This window comes from Pseudomonas fluorescens, assembly GCF_900215245.1.
Classification (GTDB): Bacteria; Pseudomonadota; Gammaproteobacteria; order Pseudomonadales; family Pseudomonadaceae; genus Aquipseudomonas; species Aquipseudomonas fluorescens.
Genome location: NZ_LT907842.1, coordinates 3,547,675 through 3,563,760 on the forward strand (window position 1 = coordinate 3,547,675; position 16,086 = coordinate 3,563,760).

Here is a 16,086-nt window from a genome sequence, read left to right on the forward strand (position 1 = left end):
GTGGGAGGGGGCTTGCCCCCGATAGCGGTGGGTCAGTTAGCAAGTACGTGACTGACACACTGCCATCGGGCGCAAGCCCCCTCCCACATTAGGTTTGTGTAGTTTTCAAAAATGCATGCCAGCAGTGAGAACCCATGTCCCAATCCCCACCTCCCAGCCAACTCGCCTACGTCCTGCACAGCCGCGCCTACCGCGAGACCAGCGCGCTGGTGGACTTCATCACGCCCCAAGGTCGCCTGCGCGCGGTTTTGCGCAGCGCGCGGGGCAAGGCGGGGACGCTGGCGCGGCCGTTCGTGGCCCTGGACGTGGAGTTTCGTGGCAAGGGCGAGTTGAAAAACGTCGGCCGGCTGGAAAGCGTCGGCAACTCCGCCTGGCTCAATGGCGAGGCGCTGTTCAGTGGCCTCTACCTCAACGAGCTGCTGATCCGCCTGCTGCCCGCCGAAGACCCGCACCCGGCGGTCTTCGATCACTACGCCGCCACCCTGATAGCCCTGGCCGAAGGGCGCCCTCTGGAGCCGCTGCTGCGCGCCTTCGAATGGCGCCTGCTTGACGACCTCGGCTACGGCTTTGAACTGAGCAACGACCTGCACGGCGACCCCATCGCCGCCGACGGCATGTACCGTCTGCAAGTCGATGCCGGGCTTGAACGCGTCTACCTGCTGCAACCGGGCCTGTTCCAGGGCACCGAGTTGTTGGCCATGAGCGAAGCTGACTGGAGCGCGCCAGGTGCCTTGTCCGCCGCCAAGCGTTTGATGCGCCAGGCGTTGGCGGTGCATTTGGGCGGACGGCCGCTGGTCAGTCGCGAGTTGTTTCGAAAGCCCTGACATCCCCGTGTATGCTGTGCACCGTTTCTTTCCCTTTTCAGGAGCGCTTCCGTGACCACCAGCAATCGCATTCTTCTTGGCGTCAACATCGACCACGTCGCTACCCTGCGCCAGGCCCGGGGCACCCGTTACCCTGACCCGGTCAAGGCTGCGCTGGACGCCGAAGAAGCGGGCGCCGACGGCATCACCGTGCACCTGCGCGAAGACCGCCGGCACATCCAGGAACGTGATGTGTTGCTGCTCAAGGACGTGCTGCAAACCCGCATGAACTTCGAGATGGGCGTGACCGAAGAAATGATGGCGTTCGCCGAGCGCATCCGCCCGGCGCATATCTGCCTGGTGCCGGAAACCCGCCAGGAGCTGACCACCGAAGGCGGCCTCGATGTGGCCGGCCAGGAAGCGCGGATCAAAGCCGCGGTGGAACGCCTGTCGAAGATCGGCAGCGAAGTGTCGCTGTTCATCGACGCCGACCCGCGCCAGATCGAAGCCTCGCGTCGTGTCGGCGCGCCAGCCATCGAACTGCACACCGGCCGTTACGCCGACGCCACCACGCCGACCGAAGTCGCTGACGAGTTGCAGCGCATCGTCGAGGGCGTCAACTGCGGCCTGAATGAAGGTCTGATCGTCAACGCCGGCCATGGCCTGCACTACCACAACGTGGAAGCGGTCGCCGCGATCAAGGGCATCAACGAACTGAACATCGGCCACGCGTTGGTGGCGCATGCGCTGTTCGTCGGTTTCAAAGGCGCGGTCGCCGAGATGAAAGCCCTGATCCTCGCCGCCGCCAAGCACTGATCAGACACAGGATATTTCCTGTGTGTGCGGGCTTGTGTGGGAGCAGGCTTGCTCGCGAATACGGTGGGTCAGCCAATACATGTGCTGACTGGCACACCGCATTTGCGAGCAAGCCCGCTCCCACATTGGCCCATTCTCATCTTTATACCCCTGTGTTTTCGCCATGCGGCAATGCGAAGCCTTACTGTTTAGCCGGGTCAGGTGTATCGTATCTGCCCTTTGCGGGCCTCTGGCGCGCGGCAGATACGTGAGGTTGTTGTGTCCCGATCCTTTTCCCGTCGACAAATCCTGGGTGGCCTTGCAGGCCTGGCCGTCGTGGGCGTCGGTGCCGGTGGCGCCTATCGCTACTGGCTGGGGAAAGTCGCCGAGGCCGAAGCCGGGCACGATTATGAGCTGATCGCGGCGCCCTTGGACGTGGAGCTGGTGCCTGGGCACACGACCCAAGCCTGGGCGTTCGGCCCCTCCGCGCCAGGCACCGAGTTGCGCGTGCGCCAGGGCGAATGGCTGCGGGTGCGCTTTATCAACCACCTGCCGGTGGCCACTACCATCCACTGGCATGGCATTCGCCTGCCCCTGGAAATGGACGGCGTGCCTTACGTCTCGCAGTTGCCGGTGTTGCCCGGTGAATATTTCGACTACAAATTCCGCGTGCCGGACGCCGGCAGCTACTGGTATCACCCCCATGTGAACAGCAGCGAAGAACTCGGCCGTGGCCTGGTTGGCCCGCTGATCATCGAAGAGCGCGAGCCCACCGGTTTCAAGCACGAACGCACCCTGAGCCTGAAAAGCTGGCACGTCGACGAAGAGGGCGCTTTTGTCGCCTTTAGCGTGCCCCGCGAGGCGGCCCGCGGCGGCACGGCCGGGCGGCTGTCGACGATCAACGGCGTGTCCCAGGCGGTGATTGATTTGCCGGCTGGGCAGATCACCCGCGTGCGGTTGCTCAACCTCGACAACACCCTGACCTACCGCCTGAACATTCCCGACGTCGAAGCCCAGATCTACGCGCTGGACGGCAACCCCATCGAGCCGCGGCCACTGGGCAAGGAGTACTGGCTGGGCCCGGGCATGCGTATCTGCCTGGCGATCAAGGCACCGCCAGCGGGTGAGGAGTTGTCGATCCGCAATGGCCCTGTGCGCCTGGGCACCTTTCGCTCGGTGGCCAATGCCGACGCGCCCAGCGAATGGCCACCGGCATTGCCCGCCAACCCGATTGCCGAGCCAGACCTGGCCAACGCCGAGAAACTCAACTTCAATTTCGAGTGGGTCGGCACGGTGTCGGTGGATGACGGCAAGCCGCCGAGCCTGTGGCAGATCAACGGCAAGGCCTGGGACATCACTGACAAGACCTGTGCCGACCGCCCAATCGCCAAACTGGAGAAGGGCAAGAGCTACATTTTCGAATTGAAGAACATGACCCAATACCAACACCCGATCCACCTGCACGGCATGAGCTTCAAAGTGATCGCGTCGAACCGCCACAAGGTAATTCCATACTTCACCGACACCTACCTGCTGGGCAAGAACGAACGTGCCCGCGTGGCGTTGGTGGCTGATAATCCGGGGGTGTGGATGTTCCATTGCCACGTGATCGACCACATGGAAACCGGCCTGATGGCCGCCATCGAGGTGGCGTGATGCGCCAGATTCGCCCCGCCGCGATTATCGACCGCAGCCGTGACCAGGCGTTTATGCGCGAAGCGCTGGCCCTCGCGGCCCAAGGCGCGGCACTCGGCGAAGTGCCGGTGGGCGCCGTGCTGGTGCAGGACGGTGAAATCATCGGCCGAGGCTTCAACTGCCCGATCAGTGGCAACGACCCCAGCGCCCACGCCGAAATGGTCGCCATCCGCGCCGCTGCGCAAGCGATCAGCAACTATCGGCTGGTGGGCAGCACGCTGTATGTGACCCTGGAGCCGTGCAGCATGTGCGCGGGCCTGATCGTGCATTCACGCATCGCGCGCGTGGTGTATGGCGCACTGGAGCCGAAGGCCGGCATCGTACAAAGCCAGGGCCAGTTTTTTACCCAGGGGTTTCTCAACCACCGGGTGTTGTTTGAAGGCGGGGTGTTGGCTGAGGAGTGTGGGACGGTGTTGAGTGAGTTCTTCAAGGCTCGTCGAGCCAAACCCACACTCTGAGCAACACTGAACACCAATGTGGGAGCTGGCTTGCCTGCGATAGCTATCTTTCAGTCAATTCATCAGTGACTGGTACACCGCTATCGCAGGCAAGCCAGCTCCCACCTTTGAATCTCCATTTTTCCAGGGAGATTGGGGTTACTTCCTGGCGATAATCACCGCGCGCATCGGCGCCGGCAGCCCCTCAATGGTCTTGCTGTGATCATCCGGGTCCAGGAAGTCACTCAGCGACTGATACTTCATCCACTCCGTGCCACGCTGTTCTTCGACCGTGGTCACGCTCACGTCCACACAGCGCACATCACTGAAACCGGCCCGTCGCAGCCACAGCATCAGCGCCGGCACCGACGGCAGGAACCACACGTTGCGCATTTGCGCATAACGGTCTTCCGGCACCAGCACCTGCTGCTGATCGCCTTCGACGACCAGGGTTTCCAGGACCAACTCGCCGCCTTTGACCAAGGTGTCCTTGAGCGCCAGCAAGTGCTCAATGGGCGAACGACGATGGTAGAACACGCCCATGGAAAACACCGTGTCGAAGCCTTCCAGGTTCGACGGCAGGTCTTCAAACGGGAACGGCAAGTGCCAGGCCTTTGGCTCGTTCAGGTAGCGCTGCACGGCCTGGAACTGGCAGAAGAACAGCCAGTTCGGGTCCACGCCAATGACGCTGTCGGCCCCCGCGCCGAGCATGCGCCACATGTAATAGCCGTTGCCGCAACCCACATCGAGGATGCGCTTGCCCTTCAAATCCAGGTGCGGTGCAACCCGCGACCACTTCCAGTCCGAACGCCACTCGGTGTCCACATGCACGCCAAACAGGTTGAACGGGCCTTTGCGCCATGGGCTCAGGCCCATCAGCGCGGTGTGCATTTGCGCGCGCGTGGCGTCGTCGCAGTCGGTATCAAGGGTCAGGCCATTGAGCAAATCGACTTCGCTGGGCTGGATCTGCGGCAGCGCATCCAACGCACTCTGCCAGCGTTCGAGGTCGCCATGACCCTTTTCCATTTTGCTATCGAGCTGCGCTTGCAGGCCCTGGGCCCATACGGCCAGGGGAGTGCCGACCAAATGGCGGGCGAGAGGGGACAGATCAATCATGGCAAGGCAATCAACGAGGCAAAGTTAAGACACTGGAACCACGGCACGACTTTCGAGAACCCGGCCGCCAGCAGGCGTGCGCGATGTTCTTCGAGGCTGTCGGGCTTCATGACGTTTTCGATGGCGCTGCGCTTCTGGGCAATTTCCAGTTCGCTGTAGCCGTTGGCGCGTTTGAACGCGATATGCAGGTCGGTGAGCAGCGTGTGTTCTTCAGGGTCATTGAAGCGCAGCTTTTCCGAGAGGATCAACGCCCCGCCTGGCAGCAGCGACTGGCGGATACGGCCGAGCAATGCCAGGCGCTCATCGGGGGCGATGAATTGCAGCGTGAAGTTCAGCGCCACCACCGAGGCCGGCTGGAACTGCAGCGCGAGGATATCACCCTCGACCACCTCGACCGGCAGCAACTCCTGGAACATCGAGTCCTGGCCATTGAGGTATTCGCGGCAGCGCTCGACCATCGCCGCCGAGTTGTCCACTGCGATGACCCGGCAACCGTCGGTGCGCACATGGCGGCGCAAGGCCTGGGTGACGGCGCCAAGCGACGAGCCGAGGTCGTAGAGCACGCTGTGGCGTTGGGCAAATTGCGCCGCGAGCACGCCGAGGTTCTCGACGATGGTCGGGTAACCCGGCACCGAACGCTTGATCATGTCCGGGAACACCCGTACCACGTCCTCGTTAAAGGCGAAGTCCGGCACCTGGGGCAGGGGCTGGGCGAATAGGCGATCGGGTTCTTTGCTCACGGTTGGTCCGGCGACGAGGGGGGAAAGGCCGGCATTTTAGCCAAGTTGGCCCTCGTGTGCGCGGGTTGTCTGATGGAAAGCAGACGCGGTGATGCCCCACTGGCCCAGCCAATACGTGATGATCAGCCAATACGGTGCTGCTTCGAACGCCAGCACAAACCGATTGATGCCGATCAGCGTGTCGGAAAATACAAACGACACCGCCCCCGCCGCCGCCAGCAGCGCCGAACGTTTTGGCACGTCGCTGCCCAGCCGGGCCAATGCCCGCCAGAGCATGGCGCTGATCACCAGGGCATACACCACCACCGGAATCAGCAAGTCGCCCAGGCCATGGGCGATCAGAATACTCAGCAGGATCGCGCCCACACCCAGCGCCAATACCAAGGGCAACACCGCCAGGCGGCGGCAATCGCTGAAATAGGCTTTTAAATACGCCAGGTGCGCGACCAGGAAGGCGCCGAGACCGAAGATAAACAGGTCGCCCGGCCAGGCGAGCAAGACATCGCCGAGCAGAGAGAAAATCAGCCCGAGGCTGATCCAGCGACGATAGTCAGTGGGCGGCGCATCATGCAGCCAGCCCAGCAGCGCGAGTACCGGCAGCGGCTTGACCAGCAGGCACAGCAACGCGGCATGGGTGGTCAGCCCGTAGATAAAGGTCCCGGCGCCCATCAACGCAAGAATCAGCCATGGCATATCAGTTCACCGTGATGGCGCAGTCGAAGGTTTCGGCAGGCTCGGCTTCCGGCTCCCAAGGTTGTTGGGAGGTCAGGCGCAAACGGCCCTGGCCGGCCGCGAAGGCCTGGAAACGCCAGGTGGAGTGGCCACCGCCGCCGATCACCCCGGATTCCGCGCTGCTGTAGACCTCCGGGCTCAAGGCGCGCAGCACACCGCCGGCCGAATCCTGGATGGCCCAGCGGTAGCCGGTGGTGGGGTTGCTCGGCAAGGTGAGGATCAGGTTTTGCCCGGTTTTAAGCTGCAGCGGGCAGGCGCTCTGGTTGTCCACTGTGACGTTTTGCTTGGGGGCACTGGCGCAGGCGCCCAGCAGGGCAAGGCTCAAGGGGAGAAGCAGGCGGGCAGCGGTCATGGAGGCTCCGTTGTGTGGCGACGAAGGGCGAGCATAACCGAAGATGAGGCAGGGTGTGACAAGCGGGGATTTTGTGGCGAATGGGCTGGCCCTTTCGCGAGCAAGCCCGCTCCCACATCTTGACCGTGTTCCAAAGGATCTACTCGGTCAAGTGTGGGCGCGGCTCACTCGCGAAGAGGCCGGCTCAGGCGCTGGGGATCTATCAGAACAACACCTTCGCCACATCCGCAAAGCGCTTGGCAAAGTGCACGGTCATGCCTTCCTTCAAATACTCCGGCAACTCCTCAAAGCTCCCGCGATTCGGCTCCGGCAAGATCAGCTCGTGAATCTTCTGGCGGCGCGCCGCAATCACCTTTTCACGCACGCCGCCAATCGGTAGCACATGCCCGGTCAACGTCAGCTCGCCGGTCATGGCCACGCCTTTTTTCGGTGGCTGGTTGCGTGCCAGGGACAGCAGCGCACTGGCCATGGTCACGCCAGCGCTCGGGCCGTCTTTGGGCGTGGCGCCTTCCGGCACGTGCAAGTGCACGAAGGCTTCATCGAAGAACTTCGGATCGCCGCCAAACGACTTCAGGTTCGAGCTGATGTAGCTGTAGGCAATCTCGGCGGATTCCTTCATCACTTCACCCAACTGCCCGGTGAGTTTGAAGCCGCGATTGAGCGTGTGGATACGCGTCGCCTCGATTGGCAAGGTTGCGCCGCCCATGCTGGTCCAGGCCAGGCCGGTAATTACGCCGGTGCCGGACAGCACTTGCTCGTTGCGGAACACTGGCATGCCCAGTGAGCTTTCCAGGTCCTTGTTGCCGATCTTGATGACCGTGTTCGGCTCATCCAGCAGCTTGACCACCGCCTTGCGCACCAGTTTGCCCAGTTGTTTCTCCAACTGGCGCACCCCGGCTTCCCGCGCATACCCGTCGATCAACGCGCGCAAGGCGCCGTCGCTGATGGTCAGGCTGGTTTTCGACACGCCGGCTTTTTCCAGCTGTTTTGGCCACAGGTGGCGCTTGGCGATGGCGACTTTTTCTTCGGTGATGTAGCCCGACAGGCGAATCACTTCCATACGGTCCAGCAACGGACCCGGGATCGAGTCCAGGGTGTTGGCGGTGCACACGAACAGCACTTTGGACAGATCCAGGCGCAGGTCCAGGTAATGGTCGAGGAATTCGACGTTCTGCTCCGGGTCGAGGGTTTCCAGGAGCGCCGACGCCGGGTCGCCCTGGTAGCTCTGGCCCATCTTGTCGATCTCGTCGAGCATGATCACCGGGTTCATCACCTCGACATCCTTGAGCGCCTGCACCAGCTTGCCTGGCATGGCGCCGATGTAGGTGCGGCGATGGCCCTTGATCTCGGCCTCGTCGCGCATGCCGCCGACACTGAACCGATAGAACGGTCTGCCCAGGGATTCGGCGATAGATTTACCCACGCTGGTCTTGCCCACGCCCGGCGGGCCGACCAGCAGCACGATGGAACCGGCGACTTCGCCTTTATAAGCGCCGACCGCAAGGAATTCGAGGATGCGACTTTTGATGTCATCCAGGCCGGCGTGGTGCTTATCCAGCACTTTGCGCGCGTGTTTGAGGTCGAGCTTGTCCTCGCCATACACGCCCCATGGCACGGAGGTCGCCCAGTCCAGGTAGTTGCGCGTGACGGCGTATTCCGGCGAGCCCGTTTCCAGGATCGACAGTTTGTTCATCTCTTCGCTGATGCGCTTTTGCGCCTGGGCCGGCAGCACTTTGTCCACCAGGCGTTGTTCGAACTGCTCGACGTCCGCGCTGCGGTCATCCTTGGTCAGGCCCAGCTCTTGCTGGATGACCTTGAGTTGTTCCTTGAGGAAGAATTCGCGCTGGTGCTCACCGATCTTGCGGTTCACCTCGGCGGAGATTTCCTTCTGCAGGCGCGCAACTTCGACTTCCTTGCGCAGCATCGGCAGCACTTTTTCCATGCGCTTGAGCATGGGCACGCAGTCGAGCACTTCCTGCAATTCGTTACCGGTCGCCGAGGTCAACGCGGCGGCGAAGTCGGTGAGCGGCGACGGGTCGTTGGGGCTGAAGCGGTTGAGGTAGTTCTTCAACTCTTCGCTGTACAGCGGGTTGAGGGGCAGCAGTTCCTTGATCGCATTGATCAGCGCCATGCCGTAGGCCTTGACCTCGTCGGTCGGCTGGGTGGGCTGGTGCGGGTATTCGACTTCCACCAGGTACGGTGGGCGGTGGTGCTTGAGCCAGGTCTTGATTCGCACGCGGGTCAGGCCCTGGGCGACGAATTGCAGCTTGCCGTTCTCGCGGCTGGCGTGGTGCACCTTCACCAGGGTGCCGTACAGCGGCAGGGCCGAGGTGTCGAAGTGGCGCGGGTCTTCCGGCGGCGTTTCCATGAAAAACAGCGCAAGGGAGTGGTGGTCGGATTTGCTCACCAGTTCCAGGGTTTCGGCCCACGGTTCTTCATTGACGATCACCGGCAGCACTTGCGCCGGGAAGAACGGGCGGTTGTGGATCGGGATGATGTAAACCTTGTCCGGCAGGTTTTGCCCCGGCAGGGCCAGGCCGGTGCTGGAGGAGGTTTCGTGTTCGGCGTTTTCGGGGTCGGCGTAATCGTTGAGGTCGATATCAGGGAATTCTTGCTGGTCGCTCATGGGGCACCTGCATAAGGAAGTATGCAGGTTAGATGGGGCGCGGCAGCGGTGGTTTCAATGGCGGGGGTGAGATAGCAACATATTGCATAATATTTTCGAAACGCCGCTTGACCCGGTGGCAGCGGGCTCGCCTGCACGGCGGTGCATCAGCCACTGATCAGTGGGCTGGCAGACCCACCTGCTTGACCGCGCGCGCTCAGCTGATTTTGTGGAGATAGGCGGGCAGGGGCTGCTCCGGCAATACCGACAGAACCTTAAGGCGCTGCAACATGCGCTGCCGTGCCCGCTGCAAATGCTCGCGCAAATTCAGCGCAGCCGCATCAAATGCACCGTGCAGCAACAACTCCAGAATCAAGCGATGTTCGGCGAGCATGGCCGGATCGGCACCGATCCCCAGCAAACGGTAGAAAATCCGACTGATGATCATCGGGCTCTGGCCCTGGCGGATCAGCGCGGCGATCTTGCGGTTTTGCAGGCCGGCCAGGCAGCGCTGGTGCAAGTCTTCTTCGATCTGTTCGATAGCCTGCAGGCTGCATTGCGGGCTTTGCTGGGCGTCCACTACGCGCTGCAACATGGCTTCGAGCATCTCGCGGTCGAGGTTCGGTGCGCTCTGGCGCAGGGCTTCGGGTTCCAGGCAGGCGCGCAGTTCGTAGTCTTCGGTGACTTCCCGCGCGGTCAGCGGCCCGGCGAGCCACTGTGAGTAAGGTTCTTTTTCCACCAGGCCACGATCGCGCAGGCGCATCAGCGCTTCACGCACCACCGCGCGGCTGACGCCATAGTGGTCGGCGGCGGCTTGTTCATCCAGGCGGTAGTGACCGAACGCGATACAGGTGGACAGCGCCGCACCAATTTCCTCAACGATCCGCTCGCCCAGGGGCCGCGTATCCACCAACTCGTCGTCGCCATTGAGGCCCAGGTGCGCAGGGCTCAAGGGCAGGCGCAGCGGCTCCATGGCCAGGCCGTCGGGGTTGATCAGGTAACCGCGACCGTTGAAGCGGCAGATCAAGCCTTCGGCATACAACAGGTCGAGCGCCTTGCGCACCGGGACGCGGCTGGTGCCGAACAGTTCGGCCAGCGGCGCTTCGAGCAAAACCAGCCCGTGGCGGGCGGTGCCGTTGACGATCGCATCACGCAATAGCTGGTGAATCATCGCGTAACGGGAGGCCGAGGCGGACACTGCTTTCATCGCGTTCTCTTTGGCGTGTAGGACGGTGGCCGGGGATTCTCTCATAGTTGCGCCTGTCACTCCGCGCCACGTCGGTGGCACTTTTTTGGGGCCTTATGGATAGACATGTTACTTTTCTGCACCAAAATGTACTTATTAGTAAAAGATACATTATTTCAATCGGCACCTGCTCACAGGCGTTCGCTCACTATTTTGGCGGCGCTTGGGACTCTCTAGCGCGTAGCTCTTGTCGATTAAGCTGAGTTCCACTCAAGGCAGTGATAGCAGACTGGCACGAAAGCTGCCTCTGTAAAACGTACATTTTATTAATATGTACGTTTTATGAGGTTCATGCTGATGTCAGACGCCACTTCCATGGCCGAGGCTTTCGCCAGCGGTCGCAGCGACCCGGTGCAGGTGCTCGAACAGGTCCTCCTGCACGCGAGCATGGCCCCCACGGTGTTTATCTCTCTGACTGCCGAGCGTGCCCGGCGTGAGGCCGAAGCCTCCGCTGCGCGCTGGCGAGCTGGCCAGCCCTTGAGTGTGTTCGACGGTGTGCCGCTGGCCTGGAAAGACCTGTTCGACGTCGCCGGCAGCATCACCACGGCTGGCGCCGCTTATCGTCGTGAGGCGCCGGCCGCCTTGCTCGATGCGCCGAGCGTGGGGCTGTTGTGCCGCGCCGGGATGGTCAGCGTGGGCAAGACCAACCTCAGCGAACTGGCGTATTCGGGCCTGGGGTTGAACCCGCATTTCGGCACGCCCTACAACCCGAGCGGCAGCGATCAACCGCGCATCCCAGGCGGCTCATCATCGGGTTCAGCGGTCGCCGTGGCCGCCGGGATCGTGCCGATCGCCATGGGCACCGACACCGCAGGCTCAATCCGCATTCCCGCGGCGCTCAATGGTGTGGTGGGTTACCGCAGCAGCAGCCGACGCTACAGCCGCGACGGCGTATTCCCATTGGCGCACACCCTCGACAGCCTCGGCCCACTGACCCGCAGCGTGCGCGATGCGCTGGCAATCGACGACCTGCAAAATGGCCGCACGCAAACCCATGTCGCCCGCAGCCTCAAGGGCCAGCGCTTTGTGCTTGAGCAAGGCGCACTGGAAGACATTGAGCCTGCGGTACGCAATAACCTGCTGCGCGCGGTGGACCAACTGCGGGCCGCCGGTGCGCTGATCGAGGTGCGCCCGTCAGCGACTTTTCAGGCCACGCTGGAGCTGATCAAGCACCACGGCTGGCTCGGCTCCTTTGAAGCCTTTGCCCTGCATCAAACCCTGCTCGACAGCCGCGACGCCGAACAACTCGACCCGCGTGTGCGCCGCCGCCTTGAAGCCGCGCGTTCATTGCCGGCCAGCCAATTGATCCACCTGACCGACGCACGCCGACGCCTGCAACAACAGCTGATCGACGACCTCGACGGCGCTGTCCTGATAACCCCGACCGTTGCCCATGTCGCGCCGGCGTTGGCTCCGCTGGAAGCTGACGACGAGCTGTTCGTGCGCACCAACCTCGCCACCCTGCGCCTGACCATGCCCGGCAGTTTGCTGGACATGCCCGGCGTTACCTTGCCCAGCGGCCGTGATGCCCTGGGCCTGCCCACCGGGCTGCTGCTCAGCGCCCCGATGGGGGAAGACGCACGCCTGCTGCGCGCTGCGTTGTCCGTCGAATCCGTAATGACTATTTAAGGAGACATACCATGGCTAAAGACATTCTCTGTGCATTTGGCGTCGACGTTGACGCCGTCGCCGGCTGGCTCGGTTCCTACGGCGGTGAAGACTCGCCGGACGATATTTCCCGCGGCCTGTTCGCCGGTGAGATCGGTGCGCCGCGTTTACTGAAATTGTTCGAACGTTACGGGTTGCGCACCACCTGGTTTATCCCCGGCCACTCGATGGAAACCTTCCCGGAGCAGATGAAGGCGGTGGCCGATGCCGGTCACGAAATCGGCGTGCATGGCTACAGCCACGAAAACCCGATTGCGATGACCGCCGAGCAGGAAGAAATCGTCCTCGATAAGTCCATCGAACTGATCACCCAGGTCACCGGCAAACGCCCCACCGGCTACGTCGCCCCGTGGTGGGAATTCAGCAAGGTCACCAACGAACTGCTGCTGAAAAAAGGCATCAAGTACGACCACAGCCTGATGCACAACGACTTCCACCCTTACTACGTACGCAAGGGCGACAGCTGGACCAAGATCGACTACAGCCAGCACCCCGACACCTGGATGAAACCCCTGGTGCGCGGCGAAGAAACCGACCTGGTGGAGATTCCGGCCAACTGGTACCTCGACGACCTGCCGCCGATGATGTTCATCAAAAAAGCCCCCAACAGCCACGGCTTCGTCAACCCGCGCCACCTCGAAGAAATGTGGCGCGACCAGTTCGACTGGGTCTACCGCGAACACGAACATGCCGTGTTCACCATGACCATCCACCCTGACGTGTCCGGTCGCCCGCAAGTGCTGTTGATGCTCGAGCGCTTGATCGAACACATCCAGAGCCATGCCGGCGTGCGCTTCGTGACGTTCGACGAAATCGCCGACGACTTTATCCGCCGTCAACCCCGTTCCTGACCCCCACTGAAGCGGCCCAACCCACCCTCGAGGCGCGATTTATGTCCATCTACAACAAGCTTGACCTGACTGGCTGGAAACCCCGGCAACTGACGTCCCGGGAAGTGCGCTTTGCCACCTGGATCGCGTTTTTCGCCTGGGTGTTTGCGGTGTATGACTTCATCCTGTTCGGCACCTTGCTGCCGGAGATCGGCCGGCACTTTGGCTGGGGTGAAGTGGAGCAAGCTGAAATCGCGACCTGGGTGGCGGTGGGCACGGCGGTGGTCGCCTTTGCGATTGGCCCTGTCGTCGATAAGTTGGGCCGGCGCAAAGGCATTATTTTCACCGTGGCCGGTTCCGCGCTGTGCTCGGCACTGACCGCGATTGGCGGGGCGTGGGGCAAGTCGCCGCTGATTCTGATCCGTTCGCTGGGTGGCCTGGGGTATGCCGAGGAAACCGTCAACGCCACGTACCTGAGCGAGTTGTATGGTGCCTCGGAAGATCCGCGCCTGACCAAGCGCCGTGGCTTTATCTACAGCCTGGTGCAGGGCGGCTGGCCGGTCGGTGCGTTGATCGCCGCCGGGTTGACCGCGCTGCTGCTGCCGATCATCGGCTGGCAGGGTTGCTTCATCTTTGCCGCAATCCCGGCCATCGTGATTGCGATCATGGCGCGCAAGCTCAAGGAGAGCCCACAGTTCCAGATTCACCAGCGCATCAGTGAGCTGCGTAAAAGCGGCGCGGTGACCGAAGCGCAAAACGTCGCCGTGACCTACGGTGTGGACTATGACGAGCACAGCAAGGCAGGGCTCAAAGCCGCCTTCCGTGGCCCGGCTCGCCGCGCCACCCTGGTAATCGGCGCTGCGCTGTTGCTCAACTGGGCGGCGATCCAGGTGTTCAGCGTGCTTGGCACCTCGGTGATTGTCAGCGTGCACCACATCTCGTTCGAGAACTCGCTGATCATCCTCGTGCTCTCAAACCTGGTGGGTTACTGCGGTTACCTGACTCACGGCTGGATGGGCGACAAGATCGGCCGCCGCAACGTGATCGGCCTGGGCTGGATGCTCGGCGGCCTGGCCTTTGCCGGGATGCTGTTTGGCCCAAGCAATATGCCGATGGTGGTCGGGCTGTACAGCCTGGGCCTGTTCTTTCTGATCGGGCCGTACTCGGCGGCGCTGTTCTTCATCAGCGAGAGTTTCCCGACCAGCATCCGCGCCACCGGTGGCGCGATCATCCATGCCATGGGCCCGATTGGCGCGGTCGTCGCCGGCTTTGGCGCCACCCAGGTGTTGTCCGCCGGCAGCGATTGGCAGACCGCCGCGCTGTGGTTCGGTGCGCTGCCGTGCTTCTTGTCCGGCGCGCTGATGTTTGCCGCTCGCCATGTGCGTCCGGAAACCGTTCAGTAAGGAGTTTTAGATGAGCCGTAAAGTTGCCCTGATTACCGGTGCCGCCAGCGGCATCGGCCAAGCCCTGGCCGTGGCGTATGCACGTAACGGCGTGGCGGTGGTGGGCGGGTATTACCCGGCCGACCCGCATGACCCGCACACCACCGTCGCCCTGGTGCAGAAGGCGGGCGGCGAATGCCTGATGCTGGCGCTGGACGTGGGCGATACCGCTTCGGTGGACGCCCTGGCCGAGCAGGCCGTGCAGCATTTTGGGCGTCTGGATTACGCGGTGGCCAATGCCGGCCTGCTGCGCCGCGCGCCCTTGCTGGAGATGACCGATGAAGGGTGGAACGAGATGCTCAATGTCGACCTGACGGGGGTGATGCGCACCTTCCGTGCGGCGACCCGGCACATGACCGAAGGCGGCGCGCTGGTGGCGATTTCATCGATTGCCGGTGGCGTTTATGGCTGGCAGGAGCACAGCCATTACGCGGCGGCGAAGGCGGGCGTGCCGGGGTTGTGCCGTTCGCTGGCGGTGGAGTTGGCGCCGTTGGGGATTCGTTGCAATGCGGTGATACCCGGGTTGATCGAGACGCCGCAGTCGTTGGACGCGAAGCATTCGTTGGGGCCTGAGGGGTTGGCCAAGGCCGCGCGGGCAATCCCGCTGGGCCGGGTAGGGCGTGCGGATGAAGTGGCGTCACTGGTGCAATTTTTGACCAGCGAGGCATCGAGTTATTTGACCGGGCAGAGCATCGTGATCGATGGCGGCCTAACCGTGCGCTGGCCCGACTGACTGGACTGGGTCTGAAAATGTGGGAGCGGGCTTGCGCGCGAAGACGGTGGGTCAGTAACAGGTGCATCGACTGAGACGACGCATTCGCGCGCAAGCCCGCTCCCACATTGGATCTATATTGACCTAAGGAGATGTGTGTATGTCCCAACTCACCCACCGACGCGCCGTGATTACCGGTGCCGGCAGTGGCATCGGCGCCGCTATCGCGCGTGCCTTCGCCGCCGAAGGCGCACGCCTGTTGCTGGCCGACCGCAACGCCGCCAGCCTCGCCGAAACCGCCATCACCTGCCGCAACCTCGGCGCCGAGGTCTTCGAATGCCTGGCTGACGTCGGCACCGTCGACGGTGCCCAGGCCAGTGTCGACCGCTGCGTCGAACACTTCGGCGGCATCGATATTCTGGTCAATAACGCCGGCATGCTGACCCAGGCACGCTGCGTCGACCTGTCCATCGAAATGTGGAACGACATGCTGCGCGTCGACCTCACCAGTGTGTTCGTCGCCAGCCAGCGCGCGTTGCCGCACATGCTTGCGCAGCGCTGGGGCCGCATCATCAATGTCGCCTCGCAACTGGGGATCAAGGGCGGTGCCGAATTGACGCACTATGCGGCGGCCAAGGCCGGGGTAATCGGTTTCACCAAGTCTCTGGCGCTGGAAGTGGCCAAGGACAATGTGCTGGTCAACGCTATCGCGCCCGGCCCGATTGAAACGCCGCTGGTGGGTGGCATCAGCGACGACTGGAAGCGCGCCAAGGCCGCCGAATTGCCCCTGGGCCGCTTCGGCCTGGCGGACGAAGTCGCGCCCACCGCCGTGCTGCTGGCCAGTGAGCCGGGCGGCAATCTGTTCGTGGGCCAGACCCTGGGCCCGAACTCCGGCGATGTCATGCCATGAGTG

General features: G+C 62.7%; 15 protein-coding genes. 9 read left to right on the top strand and 6 right to left on the bottom strand.

Annotated elements, in window-relative coordinates; all coding sequences use genetic code 11:
- Positions 1–134: 134 nt before the first annotated feature.
- The 4 genes from recO to tadA all read left to right on the top strand — a co-directional run bounded on the left by recO (position 135) and on the right by tadA (position 3,751).
- Complete coding sequence (gene recO / locus CPH89_RS16425) at positions 135–824, top strand: DNA repair protein RecO (protein WP_053254575.1); 690 nt, start codon at positions 135–137, stop codon at positions 822–824.
- A 51-nt stretch (positions 825–875) separates the two neighbouring features.
- Positions 876–1,619 (top strand): pyridoxine 5'-phosphate synthase, encoded by a 744-nt coding sequence (pdxJ, locus tag CPH89_RS16430; RefSeq protein WP_053254576.1) that lies wholly within the window; start codon positions 876–878, stop codon positions 1,617–1,619.
- 258 nt (positions 1,620–1,877) lie between these two features.
- The gene (locus CPH89_RS16435; RefSeq protein WP_104814078.1) at positions 1,878–3,254 is read left to right on the top strand and encodes a multicopper oxidase family protein; all 1,377 of its coding nucleotides are present in this window, start codon (positions 1,878–1,880) and stop codon (positions 3,252–3,254) included.
- Positions 3,254–3,751 (top strand): tRNA adenosine(34) deaminase TadA, encoded by a 498-nt coding sequence (gene tadA / locus CPH89_RS16440; RefSeq protein ID WP_053254578.1) that lies wholly within the window; start codon positions 3,254–3,256, stop codon positions 3,749–3,751. The genes CPH89_RS16435 and tadA overlap by 1 nt, the downstream gene beginning before the upstream one ends.
- 138 nt (positions 3,752–3,889) lie before the next feature.
- On the opposite strand, the gene cmoB is transcribed toward tadA, so the two are convergent.
- From cmoB to CPH89_RS16470, 6 genes are all read right to left on the bottom strand, one after another.
- A complete protein-coding gene (gene cmoB, locus CPH89_RS16445; protein ID WP_053254579.1) occupies positions 3,890–4,846 on the bottom strand; it encodes a tRNA 5-methoxyuridine(34)/uridine 5-oxyacetic acid(34) synthase CmoB in 957 nt (318 codons plus the stop codon).
- Complete coding sequence (gene cmoA, locus CPH89_RS16450) at positions 4,843–5,586, bottom strand: carboxy-S-adenosyl-L-methionine synthase CmoA (RefSeq protein WP_053254580.1); 744 nt, start codon at positions 5,584–5,586, stop codon at positions 4,843–4,845. Before cmoA ends, cmoB begins: the two co-directional genes overlap by 4 nt.
- A 36-nt stretch (positions 5,587–5,622) precedes the next feature.
- Positions 5,623–6,279 carry a lysoplasmalogenase gene (locus tag CPH89_RS16455; RefSeq protein ID WP_053254581.1) on the bottom strand — a complete coding sequence of 219 codons (657 nt, stop codon included), beginning with the start codon at positions 6,277–6,279 and terminating at the stop codon, positions 5,623–5,625.
- Position 6,280: 1 nt separating this feature from the next.
- Positions 6,281–6,670 (bottom strand): protease inhibitor I42 family protein, encoded by a 390-nt coding sequence (locus tag CPH89_RS16460; RefSeq protein WP_053254582.1) that lies wholly within the window; start codon positions 6,668–6,670, stop codon positions 6,281–6,283.
- A 202-nt stretch (positions 6,671–6,872) separates the two neighbouring features.
- Positions 6,873–9,296, bottom strand: a complete 2,424-nt coding sequence (gene lon, locus CPH89_RS16465) for an endopeptidase La (RefSeq protein ID WP_053254583.1) — start codon at positions 9,294–9,296, stop codon at positions 6,873–6,875.
- Between the two features lie 196 nt (positions 9,297–9,492).
- Complete coding sequence (locus CPH89_RS16470; protein ID WP_053254584.1) at positions 9,493–10,482, bottom strand: GntR family transcriptional regulator; 990 nt, start codon at positions 10,480–10,482, stop codon at positions 9,493–9,495.
- 336 nt (positions 10,483–10,818) lie between these two features.
- On the opposite strand from CPH89_RS16470, the gene CPH89_RS16475 reads away from it, so the two are divergent.
- From CPH89_RS16475 to CPH89_RS16495, 5 genes are all read left to right on the top strand, one after another.
- Positions 10,819–12,150 carry an amidase gene (locus CPH89_RS16475; protein ID WP_053255345.1) on the top strand — a complete coding sequence of 444 codons (1,332 nt, stop codon included), beginning with the start codon at positions 10,819–10,821 and terminating at the stop codon, positions 12,148–12,150.
- A gap of 11 nt (positions 12,151–12,161) precedes the next feature.
- Positions 12,162–13,040 carry a polysaccharide deacetylase family protein gene (locus CPH89_RS16480; RefSeq protein ID WP_053254585.1) on the top strand — a complete coding sequence of 293 codons (879 nt, stop codon included), beginning with the start codon at positions 12,162–12,164 and terminating at the stop codon, positions 13,038–13,040.
- A gap of 41 nt (positions 13,041–13,081) precedes the next feature.
- Entirely contained in the window at positions 13,082–14,422 is a 1,341-nt protein-coding gene (locus CPH89_RS16485) for an MFS transporter (protein WP_053254586.1), read from the top strand.
- Between the two features lie 10 nt (positions 14,423–14,432).
- Positions 14,433–15,194, top strand: a complete 762-nt coding sequence (locus CPH89_RS16490; RefSeq protein ID WP_053254587.1) for an SDR family NAD(P)-dependent oxidoreductase — start codon at positions 14,433–14,435, stop codon at positions 15,192–15,194.
- A gap of 139 nt (positions 15,195–15,333) precedes the next feature.
- Positions 15,334–16,083 (top strand): SDR family NAD(P)-dependent oxidoreductase, encoded by a 750-nt coding sequence (locus tag CPH89_RS16495; RefSeq protein ID WP_053254588.1) that lies wholly within the window; start codon positions 15,334–15,336, stop codon positions 16,081–16,083.
- Positions 16,084–16,086: the final 3 nt, after the last annotated feature.

Excerpts from the sequence above, each read along its gene's own strand:
- CPH89_RS16495 (WP_053254588.1), top strand. The coding sequence starts at position 15,334 with ATGTCCCAACTCACCCACCGACGCGCCGTGATTACCGGTGCCGGCAGT.
- CPH89_RS16475 (WP_053255345.1), top strand. The coding sequence starts at position 10,819 with ATGTCAGACGCCACTTCCATGGCCGAGGCTTTCGCCAGCGGTCGCAGC.
- CPH89_RS16460 (WP_053254582.1), bottom strand. The coding sequence starts at position 6,670 with ATGACCGCTGCCCGCCTGCTTCTCCCCTTGAGCCTTGCCCTGCTGGGC.
- CPH89_RS16485 (WP_053254586.1), top strand. The coding sequence starts at position 13,082 with ATGTCCATCTACAACAAGCTTGACCTGACTGGCTGGAAACCCCGGCAA.
- recO (WP_053254575.1), top strand. The coding sequence starts at position 135 with ATGTCCCAATCCCCACCTCCCAGCCAACTCGCCTACGTCCTGCACAGC.
- CPH89_RS16470 (WP_053254584.1), bottom strand. The coding sequence starts at position 10,482 with ATGAAAGCAGTGTCCGCCTCGGCCTCCCGTTACGCGATGATTCACCAG.
- cmoB (WP_053254579.1), bottom strand. The coding sequence starts at position 4,846 with ATGATTGATCTGTCCCCTCTCGCCCGCCATTTGGTCGGCACTCCCCTG.
- CPH89_RS16480 (WP_053254585.1), top strand. The coding sequence starts at position 12,162 with ATGGCTAAAGACATTCTCTGTGCATTTGGCGTCGACGTTGACGCCGTC.
- CPH89_RS16490 (WP_053254587.1), top strand. The coding sequence starts at position 14,433 with ATGAGCCGTAAAGTTGCCCTGATTACCGGTGCCGCCAGCGGCATCGGC.
- CPH89_RS16455 (WP_053254581.1), bottom strand. The coding sequence starts at position 6,279 with ATGCCATGGCTGATTCTTGCGTTGATGGGCGCCGGGACCTTTATCTAC.
- lon (WP_053254583.1), bottom strand. The coding sequence starts at position 9,296 with ATGAGCGACCAGCAAGAATTCCCTGATATCGACCTCAACGATTACGCC.
- tadA (WP_053254578.1), top strand. The coding sequence starts at position 3,254 with ATGCGCCAGATTCGCCCCGCCGCGATTATCGACCGCAGCCGTGACCAG.